The following is a 22,510-nucleotide window of genomic DNA, read 5'->3' as shown; positions in this document are numbered from 1 at the left end:
CGCCATGACGGCCGCCGCTGATTCCCGCGCCACGCGCGCGCCTGCGGGCGTGCTGCAAACGCTGGCCGGCATCGCGCTGGACCTGCGCTACGAGCAGTTGCCCGCCGATGTCGTGCGCTATGCCAAGCGCCTGGTCCTGGACACGTTGGGATGCGCCTACGGCGCCATGAACAGCGAAGTCAGCGTCGCCTTGCGCCGCTTTGCCGACGAGGCGGGCGGCGCCCCGCAGGCCACCTTGCTGGGTACGGGGCGAAAAACGTCGGCCGCGCTCGCCACCCTGGTCAACGGCGGCCTGCTGCGCTACCTGGACTGCAACGACTACTACTTCGGCCGCGATCCGGCCCATCCCAGCGGCAACCTGGCGGTGGCGCTGGCGTTGGCGGAAAGCGAGCGCCGCAGCGGCAAGGACCTGATCGCCGCGCTGGTGGCCGCCTACGAAATCCACTTGCGGCTGGCCGACCATGCCGGCGAACCGTCGTTGTGGCGCCGTGGCTGGCACCACGGCACCAATGCGCAATTCTCCGGCGCGGCCCTGGCGGCGCGGCTGGCCGGGCTGGACAACGTGCGTGCGGCGCATGCCCTGGCAATCGCCGGCAGCCACCAGAACACGCTCGCCCACCTGCAAAGCGGCGCCATATCCATGATCAAGGCCACCGCGGAAGCATGGGTGGCCAAGGCCGCGGTCGAGGCGACACTCCTGGCCAGGCTCGGCATGACCGGTCCGCTGTCGCTAATGGAAAGCCCCGGCGGCTGGGCCGAGACGGTGGCCGGCGCGGTAGACGTCAGCGCGCTCACGCTGCCGCTGAACGGCCGCTATCGCCTGCTGGAGACCAGTATCAAGCCCTACCCGGTAGTCGCCACCGCCCTGGCACCGGTGCGTGCGGCGATCGCGCTGCACCGGGAAGGCCTGCCGGCGGCCGGCACCGTCGAACGTGTCGTGGTGCGCCTGCCCAGCTTCGCGCTACGCACGCCTTCCGCGCATCCGGACCGTCGCTATCCCGCCGGCATGGAAAGCGCACAGCACAGCTTCTACTACTGCACCGCCGTGGCGCTGCTCGACGGGGCCTGCGGCGAAGCCCAGTTCCAGCCCCGCAAGCTGGCGGATCCGGCACTGCGCGACCTGCTCGGCAAGATCGAGCTGCACGAAGACGGCGACCTTGACCGCAACTGGCCTCAGGCGGCCGGCGGCGGCGTCGAACTGCATCTGCGCGACGGCGCCGTGCGGCGCCACCTGTGCCCCTATCCGCCCGGACACCCGCAGCTGCCGATGAGCGACCGCGAACTGGCGGACAAATTCCTCGGCTACGCAATGCCCGTGTTGGGCCGCAGCCGCGCACTGGCCCTGCACGACGCCGTACTGCAACTGGACGCCTACGACGACCTGGCGCATTTCACACCCCTGCTCTCCCCGGCCTGACCGACGCCGCAGGGTGCGCAGTTCCACACCACAACGATCGGCGACCACGCCGAACAGGAGACAACACATGGGCGGACACACATTCCGGCGCGCCGCATGGCTGGCGGCCGCGCTGCTCTTTCCCTTGGCCACGCTGGCCCAGACCTATCCGGACAAGCCCATCCACCTGGTGGTGCCGTTTCCGCCGGGCGGGGTGGCCGATATCATCGCGCGGCCCGTCGCGGAGAAACTGGCGAACGCCCTGGGGCAGCCGGTAATCGTGGAGAACCGCGGCGGCGCCACCGGGACCATCGGAGGCGCCTACGTCGCGCACGCCGCGCCGGACGGCTACACCCTGTTGTTCGGGACCACCAACGAAATCGCGATGAGCCCGACGCTGTACAGCGCCCTGCCCTACGACCCGACACGCGATTTCGCGCCGGTAGCCATCGTCGCCCAGTTCCCCAATGTGCTGGTGACCGGACCGACGGTGAAGGCCACGCGGCTGGCGGACCTGACGGCGCAGGCACAGGCCAAGCCCAAGAGCCTGACTTTCGCCTCCTCGGGCCAGGGCAGCACCAATCACCTGACCGCGGAGCTCTATCAGAACCAGGCCAATGTGCAGGTCGTGCACATCCCGTACAAAGGCGGCGGTCCCGCGCTGGTGGACCTGACGGGCGGCCACGTGGACGCGATGTTCGCGACCCTGCCATCCGCGGTGGCATTGATCAAGGGCGGCAAGCTACGCGCACTGGCCGTCACCGGGGAAAGCCGTTCGCCGACGTTGCCCGACGTGCCTACCGCCCGCGAAGCCGGCCTGCCGGGTTTGGTCGTGACGACGTGGAACGGCGTGCTGGCCCCCGCGGGCACGCCGGCGGCGGTGGTAGAGCGGCTAGCGCAGGCGCTGAAGCAGGCGGTGGATGATCCCGATATCCGCAACAAGCTGGCCGCCGTCGGCGCGGAACCGCTGTACACCCCGCCGCAGGCCTTCGCGGCGGTCATCCGCGCCGATTACGCGCGCTGGTCCGGCCTCATCAAGAAAGCCGGAATCAAGGTCGATTGACGCCGCATGGGGAAATCATGCGTGAGCCGCCCATGTATGAAGCGCCGATGTAAGTATCGGCCCAGCGACGTGGCCGCATCCTTTGGATCCTTGGAAGGAAATACCCAATGGCAGCATTGATGGGAACCGGCGCCCTGGCGCTGTGGATAGACGTCGACCCGGCCCTGGACCGCGAGACGGACGCCTGGTACATCGTCGAGCACATGCCCGAACGCATCGACATCGGCGGCTATCGCCGGGCGCGTCGCTTCGACGCGCTGGAAGGCGCGCCCCGCTACCTGACCCTGTTCGAAGCCGATACGCCGGACGCCCTGGCCAGCCCGGGCTATCTCGCCCTGGTCGGCAGCATCAGCGAACAGTCCAAGCGGATACGCGCCGGTTTCTCGAATGTCGTGCGCAACACCTTCCAGGTGCGCGATACGCACGGGCGCGGCCTGGGCGCCGTCGTGGCCAGCCTGCGCCTGCGCATCGCCACACCGGGCGACGGCCAGGACAGCGGCGGACACGCCGCGACGGCGCGCGCCTGGCTTGCGGAATGCCTGTCGCGGCTGGCCACGGAACATGGCATCGTGGGCGCGCACTGGCTGGAGGCGGACCCGCAGGTCCGCGCCCGAATGGACGCCGTGCGCGTGACGGGGCTATCCGACGGCTATGTGGACCACGCCGTCCTGGTCGAAGCGACGCGCGAGCGGGACCTGCGAACATTGAGGTCGACCGTGCTTTCCGCCGCCGCGCTGGCCCAGGCAGGCTGGACGGAAGACGCTTACGGCGTGTACGCCCTGCTGTACGAAGTATCCGGACCATGAGGCCGCATGCCGGGATGCCGCAATCGTCCCCGGGACCGCGCGGTGCGCCGGCATCCGCGGGGCGGCAGCGGTCCCGGCAAGCTGCATCGCATGGAACACCAAAGGCGCGAAGCCCGTCGGCACGCGCCATGGAACAAGGGGACAACATGAACGACGCTCGCGCATCCCGGTCGGCCCGGGCCCTACGTACCTTCATCGCGAACACGCCGCGCATCCTGGCCACGGTGGCCCTGTGCTGCGGCGTACAGGCTGCGCATGCCGCCTATCCCGAACGTCCCATCACCTGGGTCGTGCCCTATCCGCCCGGCGGCACCACCGACGTGGTCGCGCGACACGCCGCGCAGGCCATGGCCGCGCAGCTCGGGCAGTCCATCGTGGTGGAGAACAAGGCGGGGGCCGGAGGCCAGACGGCCATGGCCTACGTCGCGCGCGCCACGCCGGACGGCTACACCTTGCTGGTGAGCGACGCCAGCGTCGCGACCGCGCCCAGCCTGTATCCCGGCATGCCGGTGAATCCCGTGAAGGATCTGGAGGCGGTGGCGCTCTTTGTCACCGTCCCGCATCTGCTGGTGGTCAACCCGGCGCTGAAGGCGCACAGCCTGGCCGAACTGATCGCCCTCACGAAACGCGAACCGGGCAAGATCAATTTCAGTTCGGGCGGCATAGGGTCGCCGCTGCACCTCGCCGGCGAAGCGCTGCGCCTGGAAACAGGCCTTCAATGGACGCACATTCCCTACAAGGGTGCGGGCCCCGCGCTGCTTGCGGCCGTCAGCGGCGAAGCCCAGGTGGCCACGCCTTCGCTGCCCGCCGCGCTGCCGCAGGTACAGGCCGGCAAGCTGCGCGCGCTGGCGGTCACCAGTCCGGAGCGTATCGGCCTGCTGCCGGACGTGCCCACCGTCACCGAGCTCGGCTATCCCCAAGCCACGGTGTTCGGCTGGGTTGGATTGCACGCGCCCGCCGGTACGCCGCCGCAGGTCGTCGAACGCCTGCAGGAGGCGGCGAGCAAGGCCATGCAGGAGCCGGCGTTGCTCGAACGCCTGAAGGCCCAGGGCGCGGAAGCGGCATATCGCTCCAGCGCCGACTATGCAAAGCTGGTCGCGCAGGAAGCGGCGCGCTGGCAGCGCATCGTGCGCGAGGCCGGCATCAAGCCGGAGTAAGCGTCCCCCGCGCCGCCGCGTCGACGGCCGCGCGCGGGGACATGCCGAACCTTTGCTTGTAGGCCCGGCTGAAGTGCGCCAGCGATACATAGCCGCACCGGTAGGCGATCTCCTGTATCTGCATCGGCCGCCGTGGCACTTCGCGCAGCAGGCGGGCGGCGTGCTCCAGGCGCACCGCGCCGACGTAACGCATCACCGATGTGCCGTCGCGCTTGAACAGGCGTCCCAGGTAGTTGGACGATACGTTCAGTTCGGCCGCCAGACGGCCGATGGTCAAGCTGGAATCGCCGACACTGCGCGCGATGATGCGCTTCGCACGCAACAGCGTGGCCTCCGGGCCGCGGGCCATGCTGCGCCGTCGTCCGTCGTCCAGCAGCACATCCAGCACATCGAGGCATTGTTCGCCCAATTGCCGGCGCAGCGCGGGACTCGGTCCGGGACCCAGGCCGGCGACGAACAACGCAAAGTCACGTACGGCCGCCTGGTCGGCACGCTGGACATCCGGGATGACGGGCCGGCTCAAGGCATGCTGCAAGCCCCGGGCGCGCAATGCCTGCCGCGGAATCCGCATCACGGTCAACGCGGCGCCATCGCCGAAGTCCTCTTCGAATGCCCAGGCGGGGTCGATGAGTACGGCCGTACCGGCGGCCAGGGTGACGGTCTCGCCATGCTGCGTCACGCTCAGCCTGCCCTGCGTCAAAATTTTCAGGTAAAGGAATTCCTCGTGCTGCGCCTGCGCGCCGACGCGCAGCGGCGTCAGGCAGATGCCGGACATCCGGGCTTGCACAACCCCGATGGAGCCAAGCTGCCAGCCCTGTATCGTCGCCCCGTTGGCGCGCGTGGCGTCCACCTGTCCCGCCATGCCGGCCTGGACGGCCATCTGCTCGAGCCAGTCCGCCCGGTCATGGCTATCGCCATTCCAGTCCAGTACCAGGATTTCCTCTTTCAACACGGCCTCCGTGATCTTGCTCCGGCCACCCCTTGCGATGTGGCGGTTACCAAGCGAGAACACGTGGCGCGACGCTTTATTCCCTCACGCGGACACGGCGTCCGCGTCAATACCCGGTCATCTCCAGGTAGCCGCCCCCATCGCCGGACACCATACGCACGGGTCCTTCCCAATAGGGAAACGTGGTGGCCATCCAGGCGCGCGGCTGGATGGCCTGCACCGTGACGTCGACGCCATGATCGGGCACCTGCACCCGCCACTGCGTGGGCAGGCGGCGGCCCTCCTGCTGCGCGGTCCATGCCAATGGCGCCAGCTGGATCTGCGCACCGCGCAAGGCCACGGAACGCCCGTCCTTGCCGACCCAGGTCCCGGCGCGATACGGCTCGCCGTCGGCCTGCCGCACCTGGAACACCATCAGGCGGGCGCCGTCGGCCAGATGCAGCGAAAACCAATCCCAGCCCTTCTGGCCGGCCGACAGTGGCTGGCTGCTCCACTCGCGGTCCAGCCAGGCCGTTCCTTCGACGCTGTGGCGCCGGCCCGCGGTTTCGATTTCGCCGCTGACGCGATAGAAAGGCTGGCTGTAGTAGTACGAGGCCTGGCCCTGCCCCGACTTTTCGCTATAGCCGGCCTCGCCATGCAGCACCAAAGGACCCTGGCTGACCAGTTCCAGCCGATAGCGAAAGCCGGAAGCGCCGGCTTGCATCGTCAGGCGGTCCACGCCCGCGCCGTCCACGCCGCGCAAGGACCAGTCGTCGATCCAGGCGTGGAACGGCACCGCCTGCGCGCCGGCCTGACCGATGCCGCCACGCGCCAGCTTTTCCGCGAAGACATGGCCGTCCGCATTCGTCAGGGCGGCGTGGCCCATCCACAGATTGGGGCTGCCCCAGCCTGGCGCTTCCGGCCCCGGACGCAATGCGGAACGGAACAAGGTCCATTGGACGCCCCAATCACGACCGGTTTCGTCTTTCAGATTCGCGGTGACGTACCACCATTCGATGCGATAACCATCATGGGGTCCATGATCCGCGGGGAACTGCAGGGCGTGGCCGCGCCGGACCTGCGCGTAGGCGTCGGCGTCGCGACCCAGGCCGGCATAGCCGGCGCTGGGCGGGGCCGTGGTGTCATCGCAGGCACCCAGCAGCAAGAGCAGGCACAGCCCCAGGCAGGTACTAGGCTTCATCGGCGAACTGCCTCAACAGGTCGGCGGGCTGGCGCCGCCACAATTGCCACATCGGCCATGCCGCCGCCAGCAGGCTGGTCATCAGCCCCAGCACGCCCAGTTGCAGCAGTTGCCCGGTCGATACGTACAAGGGCAGCCGCCAGCCGAAGGCCTGCACATTGACCACCGCCACCAGGCACCACGCCAGCAGGATGCCGAGCGGCATCGCCAGCAGCACCGTCAGCAGCGACAACATCAGCGTCTGCGCCAGCGCCAGCGCCGCCAGCCTGGAGCGCTGCACGCCCACGGCCCACAGCGGCGCCAGTTGGGCAAGCCGGCTCTGGCCCAAGGTAAGCAGGCTGATGAACAGCGCAATGCCGGCCACCCCCAGCGTCAGGGTGTTGAGCGCGCCGGTGGCGGCGAACGTGCGCTCGAACACCTGCGTGGACCATTGCTTGAGCGACGCCTGCTCCACTACCTGCATGCCATCCGCGCCGTAGCGGCGCTCCAGCGCCTCGCGCAAGCCGGCGGCGTGGGCCGGCTCCAGGTACAGATTCAGGCTGCGCAATTGCGCTTGCGGCCAGTACCGGCGCAGGACGTCCGCCTGCATCAGGATGTGCCCCTTGGGATTGCCGTAATCGGCGTACAGCCCCACCACGGTAAACCGCGGCGGCGCGCCGGCGGCCGACGACCCGGGCAAGGACAGGGCGTCCCCCACGCGCAGTTGCAGGCGCCGCCCCAACTGTTCGCTGATCATCACGCCCTGCCCCGCCGCCACACGCGGCCAGGCGTCCTCCATGCGCGCCAGCAGCGGCCATTGCCGGCGGGTTTCAGGATGATCTTCGACCCCTTGCATCTCCACGGGCCATCCCCCCACATGCAGCATCGCCCGCCACTGCGGCAACACCGCGCGCATATCGGATCGTTGCTGCAGCCACCGCATGGCATCGAGGCCCTGCGCGGTATCGCGGGCATTCAGGTACACGTCGGCGGACAGGCGCTGGTCGAGCCAGCCCAGGAAAGTCTTGCGAAAACCTTCCGTCATGCTGCCTACACCGACGCTGGCCGCCAAGGCCAGGAGCAAGGCCATCAAGGCCAGGCTCAATGCAGGCAATTGCTGGCGGCTGTCCGCGACGAACCATCCCGCCAGCGGCCCCTGCGCCAGGCGCGCGGCCCACGCCAGCACGGCGTCCAGCAACGCCGGCAGCAGCAAGGCCGCCGCGAGCAGCAAAGCTGCCTGCATCGCGAAGGCGCTGGCCAGGCTGTCGCCCCACCACCCGCTGGCGGCGGCGACCAAGGCCAGCAGCCCGGCCAGCACCGTCTGGCGCCGCAGCCACACCGCCTGGGCCGCGCGCCAGGCTTCCGGCCGCGCCAGCGCCAGCAAGGGCAGCCGCGCCGCGCGCACCAGGCTGCCGGCGCCGGCAACCAGCACGCCCAGCAGCGTCATTGCAATGCCGGCCAGCCACCATTGCGGCGGCAGGTTCAACTGGCCCGACACCTCGGCGCCGTAAAGGCCGCGCAGGCTGGCCGCGACGTCGCCCAGCAATAGCCCGGCCAGCACATACCCGCTCGCCACGCCGGCCAATCCGCCCACGACGGCGAACGCGCCCAGCTCCACGGCCAGCGCCATGACGAGGACGCGCAAGCTTATGCCGCAGGCGCGCAGCGTACGCAGCACGCCGCGGCGCTGTTCCAGCGCAAGACCGATCGCCGCGTGCACGATGAACAGCCCGACGATGAACGCCAGCATGCCGAGCGCGGTGAGGTTCAGATGGAAGCTCTGGGTCATGCGATCCAGATCGTCACGCTCCTCGGGCGTGCGCAGCGCCAGCACACTGGCCCATGCCGCGGGTGGCTGCGCCGCCTGGCCGCTGACTCCTGCCGGCAACAACAGCCGGGACACCTGCCCGTCCGCATGCAGCAACCGTTGCGCGTGGCCGATGTCCATCACGAGGACGCCGGGCGCCAGCTGTGACCGCAATTGCAAGGGCGGCAGGCGCTCGCCATTCATCGTATGGGGCGCATCCCCAGGCCGAGCGTTCAGGCGCCGCAGCGTATCCGGCCCCGCCCAGGCCTGTCCCGGCATGCCGATAAACGCGTCCAGGTCGAGCGTCGTGGCCGCCTGGCCCGCCACCGCAGCGCCCGGCGGCAGGGTCAAGGGCTCGATACCCAGCACGTTGACCGTGGCCGGCGGGTCCCCGGGAAACCGCAGGCGGCCCTCCAATAACGGTGACACCGGCAGGCCCGCCCGGCGCAGCTTTACATACACGTCCTGGTCGAGACGATCACCCTGGCGAGGCACCCACTGCCCCTGCGAGGGTCCGGCCAGCACCGCGCTGGCCCGCGCGTAGTCCGCGCGCGCCTGTGCATTGAGCGCCTGCACGCCGCTCCACAAGGCTGTCGCCAGCCACAGGCCGCCGACGATGCTGGCGCATTGCATGGGATGGCGCCGCCAATGTCCCAGCAGCGCCCGCAGGCAAAGCAAGGCGACCCGCATCAGGCCTCCCGCCGCAATGCCGGCTCGGTGCGTCCAGTCTGTACACGACCCAGGTGCAGCGTCAGGCAACGGTCCAGGCGCCCGGCAAGCCGCGCGCTGTGTGTCACCATGAGCAGGCTGGCGCCGGCTTCATGCACCAGCTCCAGCAGCAGGTCCAGCACGATATCGCTGCTGGCCTCGTCCAGGCTGCCGGTGGGTTCATCCGCCAGCACCAGCGGCGGCCGCCCCGCCAACGCGCGGCCGATGGCCACGCGTTGCTGCTGCCCGCCCGACAATTGCTCGGGAAAACGGTCCAATAGCGCCGCCAATCCCAGCCGCTGCGCCAGCCGCGCGCTCCAGGCGGCGTCATGCCGCCCCGCCAGCCGCGCCTGGAAGTCCAGATTGGCCGCGACATCCAGGCTGCCGATGAGGTTGTACTGCTGGAAGACCAGGCCGATGCCGGTGCGCCGCCAGCGCGCCAGTTCCGCCTCGCCCCGATCGTGGATGGGCTGCCCATCCATCAGGATGCGCCCGCTATCGGGACGTTCCAGGCCCGCGACCAGGTGCAGCAACGTGCTCTTGCCGCTGCCGGATTCGCCCATCAGCGCCACGCTCGTCCCGGTTTCCAGCCGCAGGTCCGCCCCGCGCAGCACCGGCAGGCTGCCCTGCGCGGTCCCGAATGACTTGTGCACGTCCTCGACGACAAGCACCGAACTCTCCTTTCACCGCACGGCGTACGTGCGATACCGTGCGCGCCGGCGGCGCCCCCGCAACTATCGTAACCGCCCGCCGTCACCGCGGCGGTCCGGCCATGGCCCCGTACCGCACAGGAACTTTCCGCGCACCGCGATGTACTCAGCCGACGCGCCACACCGCGCGATATCAAGGAGGACGACATGACCATGGCACTGAACAGCACACAGGCACCCGCGCAGAACCTTGCGTACAACGGGCTGGCGGGCAGTGATGCCGCCGGGCAGTCCGACGGCGGCACGCACCGCACGGGAGCTCCGACATGTTATTACCCGCTCGCGCCCGCGCAGCGCGGCACCGGCAACGACACGCCCGCCCGGCCCTTCATGGGGTCGGCAATGAAGGGCACGGTGGGGTACGAACGCTTTGTCCATGCACTGATGGCGCCGCGCTCCAATTTCGGCGATCAACCCGGCATGGACAGGGGGGCAGCGGAGGCCGCCGTCGACAACCTCCGCATCAAGCCTGGCACGATACTCCTCGCACCTTGCCACCCGGGCCACAGCGAGGCATATCGGCAGATGCCCGCGGCCTCGACAGGCGGCCAGCTCCCCGCGGGCACTCCGCGCGGCCCTCGGCGAGCGCGCCAGACCGGATCGGACACGCACCTGTCCACCAGTACCACGTCCGGATCGGACCGCGTCGACAGGTCTGCATACAGCCGCGACTCAGGGGTACGCCGCAGCCTGGCCGCGAATGGCGTCGCCGTATACCCGGACGGCTGGGCCGACGGCGCGGGCGACACGCAGCCGGCCGAAGCGGCGCCCTGCAGGGTGGCCAGCCGCTGGAGGCACGTCCTGAATGGCGTCGCCTCGCTGCTCAGCCCGATGGTCTGGCTGCTGCCCATGGCCGCACGGCCGGAACAGGCCAGGCCGACGAATCCCGCGGCGGAATGCGATCGACCTCTCGATGCCGATACTTTCGAGCCCGCGCCAGCCGATGACCTCCAGAGCTACGAACGCTATCTCGCCGCGGTGTCATACGGCAACGCCTACTGATGCCTCACATCCTGCACGATTCCGCATCGACATCCATCCCACTGGAGCCCACCATGGAGATCCGCAGCCACCACCCCGCCACCTCGTACCAGGCCGCGACACCGCCGCAAGACCGGTCCGGCCAGGCGCACGCCGCCGAGGACACGCAAATGCCCTCCTCGCTGACGCAATGGGGACAGGCCTTGCAAAGTCCCGCTCCACTGGAACGTGCCTTCGTTGCAACCATCTTCACGGGTATCGGGCCGTAGGTTGAATGCGTGTCAAGCAGTGCCGGGCGCTAATGACGGCGCGCATCTTCCAGGATAAGGTGCGCGCCTTTTTCCGCCACCATCATCACGGCGGCCTGCGTATTGCCGGAAACCATGCTCGGCATGACGGACGCGTCCACGACCCGCAGCCCCTCGACGCCATTGACCCTTAGCCTCGTGTCGGTCACCGCGGCGGCGTCCGTTCCCATGCGGCACGTGCCGATGGGGTGATAGATGGTTTGCCCGTTGCGGCGCGCGAAGTCCAGCCATTCGTCGAACTCCCGTACCTGGGCGCCCGGCGCCAGCTCCTGGTCCACATACGGCCGCATGCTGGGCTGCGCCACGATACGCCGCGCGATCCGCATGCCCTCGACCAGGCAGATACGATCCGCCTCCGAGCCAAGGAAATTCGGGCGTATCGAAGGGGCGTCGTAGGGGCTCGCGGTCTTGATGTGGATGCTGCCCACGGACTCGGGCCGCAACTGCGCCACGCCTATCGTCATGCCCGGATGGCGATCCAGGATGCGCTCGGCCGCATTGGCATAGCTGGCGTGCACAAAGAAGTACTGCACGTCCGGGGCCGCCATGGATGGAGAAGTCTTGACGAAGCCGTGGACCAGCCCGGTGCCCAGCGTGAGGATGCCGCGGCGCGCCCCATAGTACTTGCCCAACTGGTGCAGCAGCCGCCAGCCGCGCGACATCTCGTTCAGCGTGATGGTGCCCTTGACGCGCCAGTTCATGCGGGTGGCGTAGTGCTCCTGATAGTTCTCGCCCACGGCGGGCTGTGCGTGCACCACGGGCAGGCCCAGTGCGCGCAACCTGTCCGGGTCGCCGATGCCGGAAAGCTCCAGCATCTGCGGCGACTGCACGGCGCCCATGCACAACAGGGTTTCAAGGCGCGATCGCACCGTGACATCCTGCCCATTCCGTCGGTAGCGTACGCCCACGCAGCGGCGGCCCTCGAACAGCAGCTGGGTAACGTGCGCTTCGGAAACGATGTGCAGATTGGCGCGGCGGCGCGCCGGCGCCAGGTACCCTTCGACGACGCTCCAGCGGCGCCCGCGATGCTGCAGCACCTGGTAATGGCCGAAGCCTTCCTGGTCCCCGCCGTTGTAATCGGGGTTCAGGCGCTGGCCATCCTCCCGCGCAGCGGCTAGGAAGGCGTCCGAAAGCGGGAAGCGCTCGCGCACCTGGGCCACATGCATGGGCCCGCCCTTGCCACGGCTCTCGCCACCGGCCGGATAGTCCTCCAGCGCGCGGAAGTACGGCTCCACATCGCGGTAGCTCCATCCCGTGGCGCCCGCGCGTTCCCATGCGTCGTAGTCCGCGGGCTGGCCGCGCACATAGATGCCGCCATTGATCAGCGTCGAGCCCCCCACGCCCTTGCCGCGCGGCACGGATATGGCGCGGCCATACACGTTGTCCTCCGGCTCGGTCTTGAAGCGCCAGTTGTAGACCGGGTCCACCAGCAACTTGCTGAAGCCCGCCGGAATGGCCACCCACATATTGGCGCCGTCACGTCCGGCTTCCAGCAGCAGCACCCGATATCGCCCATCGGCGGTCAGGCGGTTGGCGAGTATGCATCCCGCCGTACCGCCACCTGCGATGATGAAATCGTAGGAATCCATCTTGTGTCTGTTCCCGTCCCGATGCCGGCTATGTGCGGCGCATGGTGTCTACAGCCTTAGGCTGTCCCGGCAACCCGCGCGCCGCGCGCGCCCAGGAACTCCGCCATCAGCGCCACCTGCGATGCCAGCATGGGCGCACCGTAATGGATATCGCAACCGCGCTGCCGCGCCGCCAGCAACAGCGCGGTCTCCTTGGGCTGCATGATGACTTCGCAAACCAGTTGCTCCGGTGCGAGCCGCGACACGTCCAGCGGCAGCGCATCGCCTTCGCGCAAGCCCAGCGACGTGGCGTTGACGACCAGATCGTGGCCGGACGGATCCGCCGTGCCCACGCGCACGTCCGCGGCGGGGTAAAGCGCCAGGACACGTTGCCGCAGGTCTTCGGCCTTGGCCGTCGTGCGGTTGCCGACCGTCAAGCGCGACACTCCCGCCTGCACCAGCGAAAACGCGATGGCATTGGCCGCGCCGCCGGCGCCCGCCAGATAGGCCGAGCGGCCCTCGACCTGCCTGCCCTCGCCTTGCAGTCCCCGCACGAAACCTTCGCCGTCCAGCATGGTGGCCACCAGCCGGCCGTCCGCTTCGCGGCGCACCACATTGGCCGCGCCGATCTTGCGGGTGACGTCCGAAGCCTCGTCGCAGAGCGCCAGGATGGCGGTCTTGTGCGGAACGGTCACCACCACGCCACCCAGGTTCTCCATGCCGCGCAAACCCGCGACCACGGAAGCCAGGTTGTCGGGCCGGACGTGCATGGGGACCATGACGCCGTCGAAACCGATGGCCGCGAAGTGCTCGTTCAGCCGCTGCGGCGCCTGCACATGGTGGATGGGATCGGCCAGTATGCCGAACAGGCGCGTCTTGCCGGTGACGGGTGTCATTGTCGATCTCCGTTGCGTTCCAGTTGGTTCAGGACCATCTCGCGGATGCCATCGGCGTCCAGCTTGTAATGCGCATAGAGCGTGGTGGGCGGCGCGATCAGGCTGTACTCATCATAAATGCCGTGCCGGACCAGGCGGGCGCCGGTGCCGGCCTCGGCCAGCACCTCGGCCACCGCGGAGCCCAGGCCGCCCAGGATGTTGTGCTCCTCCACCGTCATCAGCAGCGGCGCCTGCCGGCTGGCGGCCAGGATGGCGTCGCGATCCAGCGGCTTGATGGTCGGCATGTCGATCACGCCGATGGAGTACCCCTGCTCGCGCAGCGCGGCGGCGGCGTCCAGCGCGGCCTTGACGGTAATCCCGCAGGCTACCAGCGTCGCATCCGTGCCAGCCGCATGGACTATGGCCTTGCCGAAAGCGAACGGCACGTCCGGCGCATACACCTGCGGGTCGCGTCCACGACCGATGCGAAAGTAGATCGGCTCGGGCCAGTCCACGGAGGCGCGGATGGCCGCGGCCAGCTGCGGGCCATCCGCGGGCGACACCACCGTCAGGCCGGCGATGGCGCGCATGGTGGAGATGTCCTCCGTTGCGTGATGCGAGGTGCCATAGAAGCCGAGGCTGATGCCGGTATGGTGGCCGATCAACCGCACCGGCAGCCGCGTATACGCGACGTCCATGCGGATCTGCTCGCAGCACAGCAAGCCCAGGAAGGACGCGAAAGTCGCCACGAAAGGCATATGGCCCGTGGTGGCCAGGCCGGCCGCCACCGACACCATGTTCTGTTCCGAAATGCCGAACTGGATATACCGGTCCGGATAGGCCTCGGCATAGCGCGAAAGACCGTTCGAATGTTGCAGATCGGCCGATCCCGCGACCACGGGGTGCCCGGCCCGGGTCAGGTCGATCAGTGCGTCGGACAACCAGGCCAGGCCCGGCGTCACGGCGTTCAGCGCGCGGTACTGCCAGGAATCGGGGGATCGGGTGTGCGTCGTGCGCCGCCCGGCCGGGGATACAGGGGTAGGCGCCATGTCAGATCTCCCGCGTCATGATTTCGTCGATCGCCAACTGCGCATCGCCGGGGGCCAGGTAACCCAGGTGCCAGCCCGGTTCGGTCTCCATGAAGGTGACCCCCTTGCCCTTGACCGTACGCGCGATGACGCAGGCAGGCCCGGTACGTTGCGTATCCGCCTTCAGCCGGCGCAGCAGACGCGTCAGCGCATGCAGGTCGTGCCCATCGACTTCGTGCACCTGCCAGCCGAAGGCCGTCCATTTATCGCGCAGGGATTCGACGCCGATGACATCGTCCACCTTGCCATCGAGCTGGTAGCCGTTGCGGTCGACGATGGCGATCAGGCGCGACAGCTTGTGGTGGGCGGCAAAGAGCGCCGCTTCCCATACCTGCCCCTCCTGCATTTCGCCGTCGCCAAGCATCACGAAAACATTGAATGGCGCCTTGCGCATGCGCCCGCCCATCGCCATGCCCGCGCCGTTGGACAGCGCGTGCCCGATGGACCCGGAACTGAAGTCGATGCCGGGCACCTTGGTCATGTCGGGATGGTCGCCCAAGGGGCTGCCCAGGCGGGTGTAGCCATCCAGCAGTTCGCGCGGAATGAATCCGTGATCGGCCAGTATCGGGAACAGGCCCACGGCCGCATGACCCTTGCCCATCAGAAACCGGTCGCGGTCTTCCCAGGCCGGCTCGCCGCGCCGCATGGACAGGACATCGTAGTACAGCGACGCGAAAATTTCGGCACAGGAGAACACCGAACTGTAGTGGCCCACCTTGGCGATCTCGATCAGCCGGATGGTCTCCAGCCGGATGAAGCGCGCTTTCTCGCGCAGCAGGCGTAGCTGTTCAGGGCTGGGCCCGGCCTCTTCGTCCACCATGGCGTGTCTCCTCTGTTTTTGGTGGTGATATATGATATATAATATAGGCACCCCACGGAAAAAGCACTACCCCGCGCTAGAATTCCGTCCTTCCTTACGTGGCCGGCGTATTCCATGTCCAACCTCAAGCCCGTCAAAAAAGAAAATCTGTCGGTCCGGGTCTACACCGAGATACGCGAGGCCCTGATCAACGGCCAGTACGAGCCTGGCGAACGCCTCATCATCGGGGAACTGGCGCAGGAACTCGGCGTATCGATCACGCCGGTGCGCGAAGCCATCTTCCGCCTGATCAGCGAGCAAGGCCTGGAGATGCAGGCGGCCACCGCGGTCTACGTGCCTTATGTGGATTCGGAGAAACTGCGCGAGATCCAGCAGATCCGCTTTCATCTGGAAGGCATGGGCGCGGCCGAAGCCGCCACCAAGATCACCCGCGCACAGTTGGACAGGCTGGTCGACCTGCAGGAAGAGTTCATCGCCTGCACGTCCAGCGACCCCAAGCGCGCCAGTTTCCTGAACCGCCAGTTCCACTTCGCCATCCTGGAAGCCAGCCGGATGCCGATCCTGCGCAACACGGTCGAATCTTTCTGGGTGATTACCGGCCCCATCCTGAAGATCTTCCACGTCAAGACCGCGGGCCTGGATTATTCCGGCGGCCAGCACCGGCACGAAGCCGTGCTGGACGCGCTCAAGGCGCGCGACCCCAAAGCCGCCGCCAAGGCCATCCAGGCGGACCTCGTGTGGGGCGGCAAGATCATGATCGACTGGCTGGTGGAAAAAGAAAAAGAGCAGCAGGCGCTGGCTACCGCCGCGCACAAATAGGGAGGACCCATGCTGAAGATCTTTGGCGCGCCGAGCCGCTATCTGCAAGGGCCGGGCGCCATCGAGCGCCTGGGCGCGTGCGCGGCGCTGTTCGGCGACCGCGCCGCCCTGGTGATCGACGCCTATGTGCTGGAACTGCTCGGCGCCCGGCTCGACGCCATTTGTGAAGCGCAGGGCGTACGGCTGCATACCTTCCCCGTCGAGGGCGACATCACGCCCGACAGCGTGGCGCGCCTCTGCGCGCAGGCAATGCCCACCCGACCGCCACTGGTTATCGCGGCGGGTGGAGGCAAGGCGCTGGATGCCGGCAAGGCGCTGGCCAAGGCCGCCCACTGCCATCTGGTCACCGTACCGACGGTCGCCTCCAACGACGCACCGACCAGCAAGAACTATGTGTTGTACGACGCCGGCCACCGACTGCTGGCGGTGGAGCACATGCTGTTCAATCCCACCATGGTGCTCGTCGATACCGCCCTGGTGGCCAGTGCGCCGGCCGCGTTCTTTCGCGCCGGCCTGGGCGACGCGATCTCCAAGAAGTTCGAGGCCGAACAGTGCGCGCGCCATGGCGGCCTGAACATGTACGAGGGCCACGCCACGCTCACCGCGCAATCCATCGCCGACGCCTGCTACCGCACCCTGCTGGCCGACGGCGAAGCCGCGCTGGCCGCCGCCGGTACCGGTAAGCCGACGCCCGCCTTCGAACGCGCGGTGGAAGCGATGATCCTGATGAGCGGCCTGGGTTTCGAAAGCGGCGGCCTATCCATCGCCCACGCGCTGACACGCGGGCTGCCGCACCTGCCCGGCCTGGCCAGCGCGCCGCACGGCTTGCAGGTGGCCGTGGGCCTGCTGGTGCAATTGCACCTGGAACAACGCAGCGATGGCGCGCTGGACGCGCTGCATGCCTGGTACGGCAAGGTCGGCCTGCCGTCGACCCTGCGGGAACTGGGCGCGACGAACGTGGACGCGGCGCAGGCGCGGCAGGCGGCAGCCTTGACGCTGAAGGCCCGCCATGCGGCGAACTTCGACCGCACCCTGACGGAAGCGGCCCTGGCGGACGCCCTGCTGCATTATGTTGGCTGAGTAACTACGGCCCGATACGCCGGCCGGATGGCGTCGGTCGGCTCAGGCGGCGTGGTCGGGCCGGTCAGGCCGGCGGACCGTCAGGCCGGCGCGGCCCGGACGACGAGCGGGCCCGGACGGCATACGCCGCGCGCGGCTCGGGCATCGCATGCCGCCCAACGTCCATCAATGCTAGAAAGCCACCTGGCCGGCACCCTTCAGGCCCAGCTTGGCGCGCGCGTCGTCAGGCGTGGCGATCTCCAGGTTCAGGGCTTCCAGGATGGTCCGGATACGCTCGACCTGGGTGCGGTTGGACGCGGCGAGCTGCCCGGGACCGATCCATAGCGAGTCTTCCAGGCCCACACGGACATTGGACCCCATGGCGGCGCCGATGGTCGCCAGCGGAATCTGGTTGCGGCCGGCGCCGAGTATCGACCACTCGTAGTCGTCGCCGAACAGGCGGTCGGCGGTGCGCTTCATGTGCATCAGGTCTTCCGGGTGCGGACCGATGCCGCCCAGGATCCCGAACACCGATTGGATGAAGGGCGGCGACTTCACCAGCCCGCGGTCCACAAAGTGCTTCAGGTTGTAGAGGTGGCTGATGTCATAGCACTCGAACTCGAAGCGCGTGCCGTTGGCGTTGCCGATCGTCAGGATGGATTCGATGTCCTGGTACGTATTGCGGAAGATCAACCCGCGGCTGTTCTCCAGATGCTCGCGTTCCCAGTCGAACTTGAATTCCTTGAAGCGGTCGAGCATGGGGAACAGCCCGAAATTCATCGACCCCATGTTCAGCGATGCCACTTCCGGCTTGAACGTTGCCGCCGGCCGCATGCGCTCTTCCACCGTCATGTGGGGACTGCCGCCGGTGGTGATGTTGATGACCGCATCGGTTTCCGCCTTGATGCGTTTCAGGAAAGGCTCGAACAGCGCCGGGTCCTGCGACGGCTTGCCGGTCTGCGGATCGCGCGCATGCAGGTGCAGCACTGCCGCGCCGGCCTGGGCGGCGCCGATCGCCGCGTCCGCGATCTCGTCCGCCGTTACCGGCAGATGTGGCGACATGCTGGGCGTATGGATGGCACCCGTCACGGCGCAGGTAATGATGACCTTCTGCTTGGCTTTAGCCATTCGTCTCTCCACCTTCCTGTTTATGACGCATCAGTCGCATCAATTGCTCGTCACGCCAGAAGCGGCGCGCCGCCAGATCCTTCTCGTCGAGCAAGGCACGCCGCTCGCGCGACAGCGTCTCGAGCAGTTCGCCGGCCCATGGGGGGCACGCCGACTGCGTCGCACCGATGGAAGCGTACATCGGTCCGTAGCGCGCGCAATAGTCCGCAATGCCGCCCGGCGCATTCAGGTCTATCGTCTCCAGCGGCCCCATGAAGGACCAGCGCAGGCCCAGCCCGTCCTTCACCGTCGTGTCGATATCCTCGACGCTCGCGACGCCGTCCTGCACCAGCCGCATTGCCTCCTGCAGCAAGGCGCCTTGCAGGCGGTTCAGGATGAAGCCCTCCACTTCCTTGCGCACCTCCACCGGCCGCTGGCCCACACTGGCCAGGATGTCCCGCGCGCGCGCCACCACCTGCGGCGACGTCCAGGGCGCGCCGCTGATTTCCACGACAGGAACCAGGTACGGCGGATTCACCGGGTGCGCGACCAGGCAACGTTCGCGATGCGCAAGGTGTTCGGTAAAGCGGCTGGCGGGAATGCTCGACGTGGAGCTGGCCAGGACGGCGTCCGGACCAGAAAGCGCGTCCAGCTTGCTGAAGAGGTCCCGCTTGAGCGCCACGTCCTCCGGCGAGTTTTCCTGCACATAACTGGCGCCGGAGAGCGCGGCTTCCAACGTGGCCGTGGTGTGCACGCGTGCGGAGATGGCCGCGGCATCGTCGAGCAGGCCATGGGCCTGCAGGGCATGCAGCTGCTGGACGACCAGATCGCGACCCGCCTGCAGCCGGCCGGCATCAACGTCGTACAGGCGGACCTGCCAGCCCGCGCGCGCGAAGACGATGGCCCAGCCCTGCCCGATCAGGCCCGCACCAACGATGGCAACGGTCGACATGGCGTCCCTCCTCAATAGAGTTTCTGCGTGAATCCATCCACGGCGATGGCCTGGCCCGAAATATTGCCCGCGGCCTCGCTGGCATTGAACAGCACCATGTTGGCGATGTCGCGCGCCGTCACCATGCGCCCCAGCGCGGCCTGGTTTTCGTATTGCGCGGCGATCTCTTCGACGGGCCGGCCCAGCGTACGCGCCTTGGCGTCGATGACCGCGCGTATGCGGGGGCCTTCCACCGCACCCGGCAGAATGGCGTTGACGCGGATGCCATGGGCGCCGAGCTCCAGCGCCAGCGATTTGGTAAAGCCGACGACCGCCCACTTCGAAGCGGAATAGGCCGAGCGGCCCGGGAAACCGAGATGGCCGGCCGCCGAAGACAGATTGATCATCACGCCCGCGCGCGACTGCTTCAACAGCGGGACGGCCAGGCGGGCGCACAGGAACTGGCCGGTGATATTGACCGCCAGGGTGCGGTCCCAGTCCGCCTTGGACAGCGTTTCCACATAGCCCGTCGGCCCGGCGATGCCCGCGTTGTTGATCAGGATGTCCAACCCGCCCAACTTGTCCTGCACGGCCTGGAACATCGCGGCTACGCTGGCCTCGTCCGCGACGTCGGCCACGATGGTATGCAGGCCGGGCAATTCGCGCTGCGCGTCTTCAAGGCGGCTCGCGCTGATATCGCATATCAGCACGCTGGCGCCGGCCCGGTGGAACAACCGGGTCATCTCCAGGCCCAGCCCGTCGGCGCCGGCCGTGATCAGCACTTTCCGACCGCGATAATCGACTTCTTCGAACATGCGTCTGTCTCCGTTATGGGTTGTCCGCGCACCGCTCGCCATCGTGCTCGCATTGCCCTGCCGGCATGCCGGGGATCGCTAGGGAAATCCCCCATTTACCGTGCTTCCAGCGCCACGACAGAATTGGGCGGCTTTCTTCTCGTCCGCGCGGAAAATATATCATATATGCTTACAGCATCCGGGCGCCAAAAGCGTGCGGAGACGATGCGGCGACATCCACACAACGACATAAGGAGCGAGACATGCACACTATCCGGAAATTGGCCCTGGCGGCCGGCGCGTGCACGGCGCTGTTGAGCGCGAGCGCATGGGCCGACATCAAAGTCGGCGCGGTGTATCCCTTCAGCGGCGCCCTCGCCCTGCTGGGCCAGGAAAGCTTCCGCGGCCTGGAAATCGCGGTCAACGAATTCAACGCCGCGGGCGGCATCAAGGGCGAGAAGATCCAGATCATCAAGGCCGATGCCGTCGACCCCAACCAGGCCGTTTCGGAAACCAAGCGCCTGACCTCCAGCGGCGTGGCCGCGGTGTTCGGCAGCTACGCCTCCGGCATTTCCTACGCGGCGACGCCGGTCACGGAACTGGCGGGCATCCCGTACTTCGAACTCGGGGCCACCGCGCACAAGATTACGCAGCGTGGCTACAAATACCTGTTCCGCAGCAATCCCAATACCGGCTTGTACGGCGTTTCGGTGGTGAACGCCCTGCACGACATCATCGCGCCCGGCATGGGCATGAGCCCGAAAGACATCACCATCGGCATCATCCACGAAGACGGTCCGTACGGCACCGACGTGGCGGCCACCGAGCAGCAGCGAGCGAAGGAACTGGGCTACAAGGTGGCTGAAGTCCTGCCCTACTCGGCCAAGACCGTGGACCTGTCGTCGCTGATCCTGCGGCTCAAGGGCGCCAACGTCAACGTGGTCCTGCAGACGGCGTACCAGAATGACGCCATCCTGTACTTCCAGCAGGCGCGGTCGGCGGGGTTCGCCCCCAAGGTCGTGATCGGCGCGGGCGGCGGCTACTCGCTGGCCGATACCGCCAAGGCCGTGGGCGCCGACATGAACGGCGTGTTCGACCTGGACTTCCCGCAGGCATCCATCAACCCGGCCGGCGCGCCGGGACTGGACAAGTTCCTGCAGGCGTACAAGACCGCCTACAAGGCCGATCCGCAATCGGGACATAGCCTGGCCAACTATGTGGGCGCCAAGGCTTTCCTGGAAGCCATGGCCCAGGCCAAGTCCCTGGACAAGGACAACATCCGCGCCGCCGTGCTGGCCTACAAGAAAAAGCCCGGCGAAACCGCCAACGGCTGGGGCTTCGACTTCGGCGAGGACGGCCAGAACAAGGCCTCGACGTTCTACGTCATGCAGTGGCAGGACAACGGCAAGCTGGTCACCATCGCCCCGCCCGAGCTCGCGCTCGGCAAGCCGATCTTCAACAAATAATCGAAACGGCCGGTCAGCAGGCCGGATGCCTCGCGGGCGTCCGGCCTTGCGCCATCGCGGGGTTGCACAATGGATATATTCGTTCAGTTGATTATCAACGGGCTGCTGCTGGGCGGCGCCTATACCATCATCAGCCTGGGCCTGACCCTGATCTTCGGGGTGGTGCGCGTGGTGAACTTCGCTCACGGCGAATTCCTGATGATAGGGATGTACCTGGTCTACCTGGCCGCGACCTATTTCGGCATCCACCCGTATATAGGTCTTGCGCCGGTGGCGATCATCATGTTCGCGCTGGGTGCCTTTACGCAGCGCGCCGTCATCCAGCCCCTGCTCAACGCCGACGAACATATCCAGATTTTCGCCACGGTCGGCATCTCCACCATCCTGCTCAACCTCGCGCTGGTCATCTTCGGCGCCAATGTGTTCCGCGCGCCCGTTGCAACGGGTACGGGCCCCGTGGCGATCGGCGGTTACTCCATGGTCAGCGGGCAGCTCATCACTTTCCTGGTAGCCATTGCGCTGGCGATCCTGCTGCACATCTTCATGCATCGCACCTACCTGGGGCGGGCGCTGCGCGCCGTGGCCCAGCATCGCTACGCCGCCATGCTGATGGGCGTGAACGTCAAACTGATCTATGTCATTGCCTTCGGCCTGGGCACGGCCTTCGTCGGCATCGCCGCCGGCCTGCTCGCGCCGCAGTACCCCGTGTTTCCCACCGTGGGCACGTACTTCGTCCTGACCGCCTTCGTCATCGTGGTGCTGGGCGGCATGGGCAGCCTGTACGGTGCCGTGGCCGGTTCCATGATCATCGGCGTGGTCGATGCGCTGGCCGGATACTACATCGCGCCCGACCTGAAGGAAGTCGTGTACTTCGGCATCTTCCTGTTGATCCTCGTCTTGCGGCCCGCCGGCCTGTTCGGCGTCGGCACGGAATAACAA

The 22,510-nt window shown here is 67.6% G+C and carries 21 protein-coding genes; 10 read left to right on the top strand and 11 right to left on the bottom strand.

Annotated elements, in window-relative coordinates; translation table 11 throughout:
- Window positions 1-4: 4 nt before the first annotated feature.
- The 4 genes from BAU07_RS11015 to BAU07_RS11000 all read left to right on the top strand — a co-directional run bounded on the left by BAU07_RS11015 (window position 5) and on the right by BAU07_RS11000 (window position 4,422).
- Complete coding sequence (locus tag BAU07_RS11015) at window positions 5-1,417, top strand: MmgE/PrpD family protein (RefSeq protein ID WP_066657326.1); 1,413 nt, start codon at window positions 5-7, stop codon at window positions 1,415-1,417.
- Between the two features lie 67 nt (window positions 1,418-1,484).
- Window positions 1,485-2,459, top strand: coding sequence for a Bug family tripartite tricarboxylate transporter substrate binding protein (locus BAU07_RS11010; RefSeq protein ID WP_066657324.1), 975 nt, complete (start codon window positions 1,485-1,487; stop codon window positions 2,457-2,459).
- 107 nt (window positions 2,460-2,566) lie between these two features.
- Window positions 2,567-3,265 carry a DUF4286 family protein gene (locus tag BAU07_RS27370; protein ID WP_066657322.1) on the top strand — a complete coding sequence of 233 codons (699 nt, stop codon included), beginning with the start codon at window positions 2,567-2,569 and terminating at the stop codon, window positions 3,263-3,265.
- Window positions 3,266-3,411: 146 nt separating this feature from the next.
- Window positions 3,412-4,422, top strand: coding sequence for a Bug family tripartite tricarboxylate transporter substrate binding protein (locus BAU07_RS11000; protein ID WP_198168899.1), 1,011 nt, complete (start codon window positions 3,412-3,414; stop codon window positions 4,420-4,422).
- Here the strand turns inward: BAU07_RS11000 and BAU07_RS10995 are convergent.
- The 4 genes from BAU07_RS10995 to BAU07_RS10980 form a co-directional block, all read right to left on the bottom strand.
- Complete coding sequence (locus BAU07_RS10995; RefSeq protein ID WP_066657320.1) at window positions 4,409-5,371, bottom strand: helix-turn-helix transcriptional regulator; 963 nt, start codon at window positions 5,369-5,371, stop codon at window positions 4,409-4,411. The genes BAU07_RS11000 and BAU07_RS10995 overlap by 14 nt on opposite strands.
- A 106-nt stretch (window positions 5,372-5,477) precedes the next feature.
- Window positions 5,478-6,551: a lipocalin-like domain-containing protein gene (locus BAU07_RS10990; protein WP_066657318.1), complete on the bottom strand. Its 1,074-nt coding sequence runs from the start codon at window positions 6,549-6,551 to the stop codon at window positions 5,478-5,480.
- Window positions 6,541-9,027, bottom strand: a complete 2,487-nt coding sequence (locus tag BAU07_RS10985; protein ID WP_066657316.1) for an ABC transporter permease — start codon at window positions 9,025-9,027, stop codon at window positions 6,541-6,543. The genes BAU07_RS10990 and BAU07_RS10985 overlap by 11 nt, the downstream gene beginning before the upstream one ends.
- Window positions 9,027-9,716: an ABC transporter ATP-binding protein gene (locus BAU07_RS10980; protein ID WP_066657315.1), complete on the bottom strand. Its 690-nt coding sequence runs from the start codon at window positions 9,714-9,716 to the stop codon at window positions 9,027-9,029. The genes BAU07_RS10985 and BAU07_RS10980 overlap by 1 nt, the downstream gene beginning before the upstream one ends.
- Window positions 9,717-9,902: 186 nt before the next feature.
- Here BAU07_RS10980 and BAU07_RS10975 point away from each other — a divergent pair, with 186 nt between their 5' ends.
- Both BAU07_RS10975 and BAU07_RS10970 read left to right on the top strand, forming a co-directional pair.
- Window positions 9,903-10,757: a hypothetical protein gene (locus BAU07_RS10975; protein ID WP_066657314.1), complete on the top strand. Its 855-nt coding sequence runs from the start codon at window positions 9,903-9,905 to the stop codon at window positions 10,755-10,757.
- Complete coding sequence (locus tag BAU07_RS10970) at window positions 10,757-11,005, top strand: hypothetical protein (RefSeq protein WP_066657313.1); 249 nt, start codon at window positions 10,757-10,759, stop codon at window positions 11,003-11,005. Before BAU07_RS10975 ends, BAU07_RS10970 begins: the two co-directional genes overlap by 1 nt.
- Window positions 11,006-11,034: 29 nt before the next feature.
- On the opposite strand, the gene BAU07_RS10965 is transcribed toward BAU07_RS10970, so the two are convergent.
- From BAU07_RS10965 to BAU07_RS10950, 4 genes are read right to left on the bottom strand one after another with little or no spacing between them, the layout of a single operon-like run.
- Window positions 11,035-12,633 (bottom strand): GMC family oxidoreductase, encoded by a 1,599-nt coding sequence (locus tag BAU07_RS10965; RefSeq protein WP_066657311.1) that lies wholly within the window; start codon window positions 12,631-12,633, stop codon window positions 11,035-11,037.
- Window positions 12,634-12,689: 56 nt separating this feature from the next.
- On the bottom strand, window positions 12,690-13,508 hold the full coding sequence (locus BAU07_RS10960) for a shikimate dehydrogenase family protein (RefSeq protein WP_066657310.1): 819 nt from the start codon (window positions 13,506-13,508) through the stop codon (window positions 12,690-12,692).
- Window positions 13,505-14,536: a transketolase family protein gene (locus BAU07_RS10955; protein WP_066657308.1), complete on the bottom strand. Its 1,032-nt coding sequence runs from the start codon at window positions 14,534-14,536 to the stop codon at window positions 13,505-13,507. The genes BAU07_RS10960 and BAU07_RS10955 overlap by 4 nt, the downstream gene beginning before the upstream one ends.
- Before the next feature lies 1 nt (window position 14,537).
- Window positions 14,538-15,395 (bottom strand): transketolase, encoded by an 858-nt coding sequence (locus BAU07_RS10950; protein ID WP_066657306.1) that lies wholly within the window; start codon window positions 15,393-15,395, stop codon window positions 14,538-14,540.
- A 114-nt stretch (window positions 15,396-15,509) separates the two neighbouring features.
- Between BAU07_RS10950 and BAU07_RS10945 the strand changes: the two genes are divergently transcribed.
- Window positions 15,510-16,214: a GntR family transcriptional regulator gene (locus BAU07_RS10945; RefSeq protein ID WP_066657305.1), complete on the top strand. Its 705-nt coding sequence runs from the start codon at window positions 15,510-15,512 to the stop codon at window positions 16,212-16,214.
- Between the two features lie 9 nt (window positions 16,215-16,223).
- Window positions 16,224-17,294 carry a glycerol dehydrogenase gene (locus tag BAU07_RS10940; RefSeq protein WP_066657304.1) on the top strand — a complete coding sequence of 357 codons (1,071 nt, stop codon included), beginning with the start codon at window positions 16,224-16,226 and terminating at the stop codon, window positions 17,292-17,294.
- Between the two features lie 171 nt (window positions 17,295-17,465).
- On the opposite strand, the gene kce is transcribed toward BAU07_RS10940, so the two are convergent.
- The 3 genes from kce to BAU07_RS10925 are packed head-to-tail and all read right to left on the bottom strand — an operon-like array spanning window position 17,466 to window position 20,126.
- Window positions 17,466-18,401 (bottom strand): 3,5-dioxohexanoate:acetyl-CoA acetone transferase, encoded by a 936-nt coding sequence (gene kce / locus BAU07_RS10935; RefSeq protein ID WP_066657301.1) that lies wholly within the window; start codon window positions 18,399-18,401, stop codon window positions 17,466-17,468.
- Window positions 18,394-19,332: a 3-hydroxyacyl-CoA dehydrogenase gene (locus BAU07_RS10930; RefSeq protein WP_066657300.1), complete on the bottom strand. Its 939-nt coding sequence runs from the start codon at window positions 19,330-19,332 to the stop codon at window positions 18,394-18,396. The genes kce and BAU07_RS10930 overlap by 8 nt, the downstream gene beginning before the upstream one ends.
- 11 nt (window positions 19,333-19,343) lie before the next feature.
- The gene (locus BAU07_RS10925) at window positions 19,344-20,126 is read right to left on the bottom strand and encodes an SDR family oxidoreductase (protein ID WP_066657299.1); all 783 of its coding nucleotides are present in this window, start codon (window positions 20,124-20,126) and stop codon (window positions 19,344-19,346) included.
- A 242-nt stretch (window positions 20,127-20,368) separates the two neighbouring features.
- On the opposite strand from BAU07_RS10925, the gene BAU07_RS10920 reads away from it, so the two are divergent.
- The gene (locus BAU07_RS10920) at window positions 20,369-21,571 is read left to right on the top strand and encodes an ABC transporter substrate-binding protein (RefSeq protein WP_066657298.1); all 1,203 of its coding nucleotides are present in this window, start codon (window positions 20,369-20,371) and stop codon (window positions 21,569-21,571) included.
- A 69-nt stretch (window positions 21,572-21,640) separates the two neighbouring features.
- Window positions 21,641-22,507 carry a branched-chain amino acid ABC transporter permease gene (locus tag BAU07_RS10915; protein WP_066657296.1) on the top strand — a complete coding sequence of 289 codons (867 nt, stop codon included), beginning with the start codon at window positions 21,641-21,643 and terminating at the stop codon, window positions 22,505-22,507.
- Window positions 22,508-22,510 lie beyond the last annotated feature (3 nt).

It is taken from the genome of Bordetella flabilis (assembly GCF_001676725.1).
Classification (GTDB): Bacteria; Pseudomonadota; Gammaproteobacteria; order Burkholderiales; family Burkholderiaceae_B; genus Bordetella_C; species Bordetella_C flabilis.
Note: the sequence above shows the minus strand (reverse complement) of the source record. Positions and strands in the feature narration are given on the sequence as shown.

What these genes read in the sequence shown, in the direction of transcription:
- BAU07_RS11015 (WP_066657326.1), top strand. Translation starts at nt 5, where the DNA reads ATGACGGCCGCCGCTGATTCCCGCGCCACGCGCGCGCCTGCGGGCGTG.
- BAU07_RS11010 (WP_066657324.1), top strand. Translation starts at nt 1,485, where the DNA reads ATGGGCGGACACACATTCCGGCGCGCCGCATGGCTGGCGGCCGCGCTG.
- BAU07_RS27370 (WP_066657322.1), top strand. Translation starts at nt 2,567, where the DNA reads ATGGCAGCATTGATGGGAACCGGCGCCCTGGCGCTGTGGATAGACGTC.
- BAU07_RS11000 (WP_198168899.1), top strand. Translation starts at nt 3,412, where the DNA reads ATGAACGACGCTCGCGCATCCCGGTCGGCCCGGGCCCTACGTACCTTC.
- BAU07_RS10990 (WP_066657318.1), bottom strand. Translation starts at nt 6,551, where the DNA reads ATGAAGCCTAGTACCTGCCTGGGGCTGTGCCTGCTCTTGCTGCTGGGT.
- BAU07_RS10985 (WP_066657316.1), bottom strand. Translation starts at nt 9,027, where the DNA reads ATGCGGGTCGCCTTGCTTTGCCTGCGGGCGCTGCTGGGACATTGGCGG.
- BAU07_RS10975 (WP_066657314.1), top strand. Translation starts at nt 9,903, where the DNA reads ATGACCATGGCACTGAACAGCACACAGGCACCCGCGCAGAACCTTGCG.
- BAU07_RS10970 (WP_066657313.1), top strand. Translation starts at nt 10,757, where the DNA reads ATGCCTCACATCCTGCACGATTCCGCATCGACATCCATCCCACTGGAG.
- BAU07_RS10965 (WP_066657311.1), bottom strand. Translation starts at nt 12,633, where the DNA reads ATGGATTCCTACGATTTCATCATCGCAGGTGGCGGTACGGCGGGATGC.
- BAU07_RS10960 (WP_066657310.1), bottom strand. Translation starts at nt 13,508, where the DNA reads ATGACACCCGTCACCGGCAAGACGCGCCTGTTCGGCATACTGGCCGAT.
- BAU07_RS10955 (WP_066657308.1), bottom strand. Translation starts at nt 14,536, where the DNA reads ATGGCGCCTACCCCTGTATCCCCGGCCGGGCGGCGCACGACGCACACC.
- BAU07_RS10950 (WP_066657306.1), bottom strand. Translation starts at nt 15,395, where the DNA reads ATGGTGGACGAAGAGGCCGGGCCCAGCCCTGAACAGCTACGCCTGCTG.
- BAU07_RS10945 (WP_066657305.1), top strand. Translation starts at nt 15,510, where the DNA reads ATGTCCAACCTCAAGCCCGTCAAAAAAGAAAATCTGTCGGTCCGGGTC.
- BAU07_RS10940 (WP_066657304.1), top strand. Translation starts at nt 16,224, where the DNA reads ATGCTGAAGATCTTTGGCGCGCCGAGCCGCTATCTGCAAGGGCCGGGC.
- kce (WP_066657301.1), bottom strand. Translation starts at nt 18,401, where the DNA reads ATGGCTAAAGCCAAGCAGAAGGTCATCATTACCTGCGCCGTGACGGGT.
- BAU07_RS10930 (WP_066657300.1), bottom strand. Translation starts at nt 19,332, where the DNA reads ATGTCGACCGTTGCCATCGTTGGTGCGGGCCTGATCGGGCAGGGCTGG.
- BAU07_RS10925 (WP_066657299.1), bottom strand. Translation starts at nt 20,126, where the DNA reads ATGTTCGAAGAAGTCGATTATCGCGGTCGGAAAGTGCTGATCACGGCC.
- BAU07_RS10920 (WP_066657298.1), top strand. Translation starts at nt 20,369, where the DNA reads ATGCACACTATCCGGAAATTGGCCCTGGCGGCCGGCGCGTGCACGGCG.
- BAU07_RS10915 (WP_066657296.1), top strand. Translation starts at nt 21,641, where the DNA reads ATGGATATATTCGTTCAGTTGATTATCAACGGGCTGCTGCTGGGCGGC.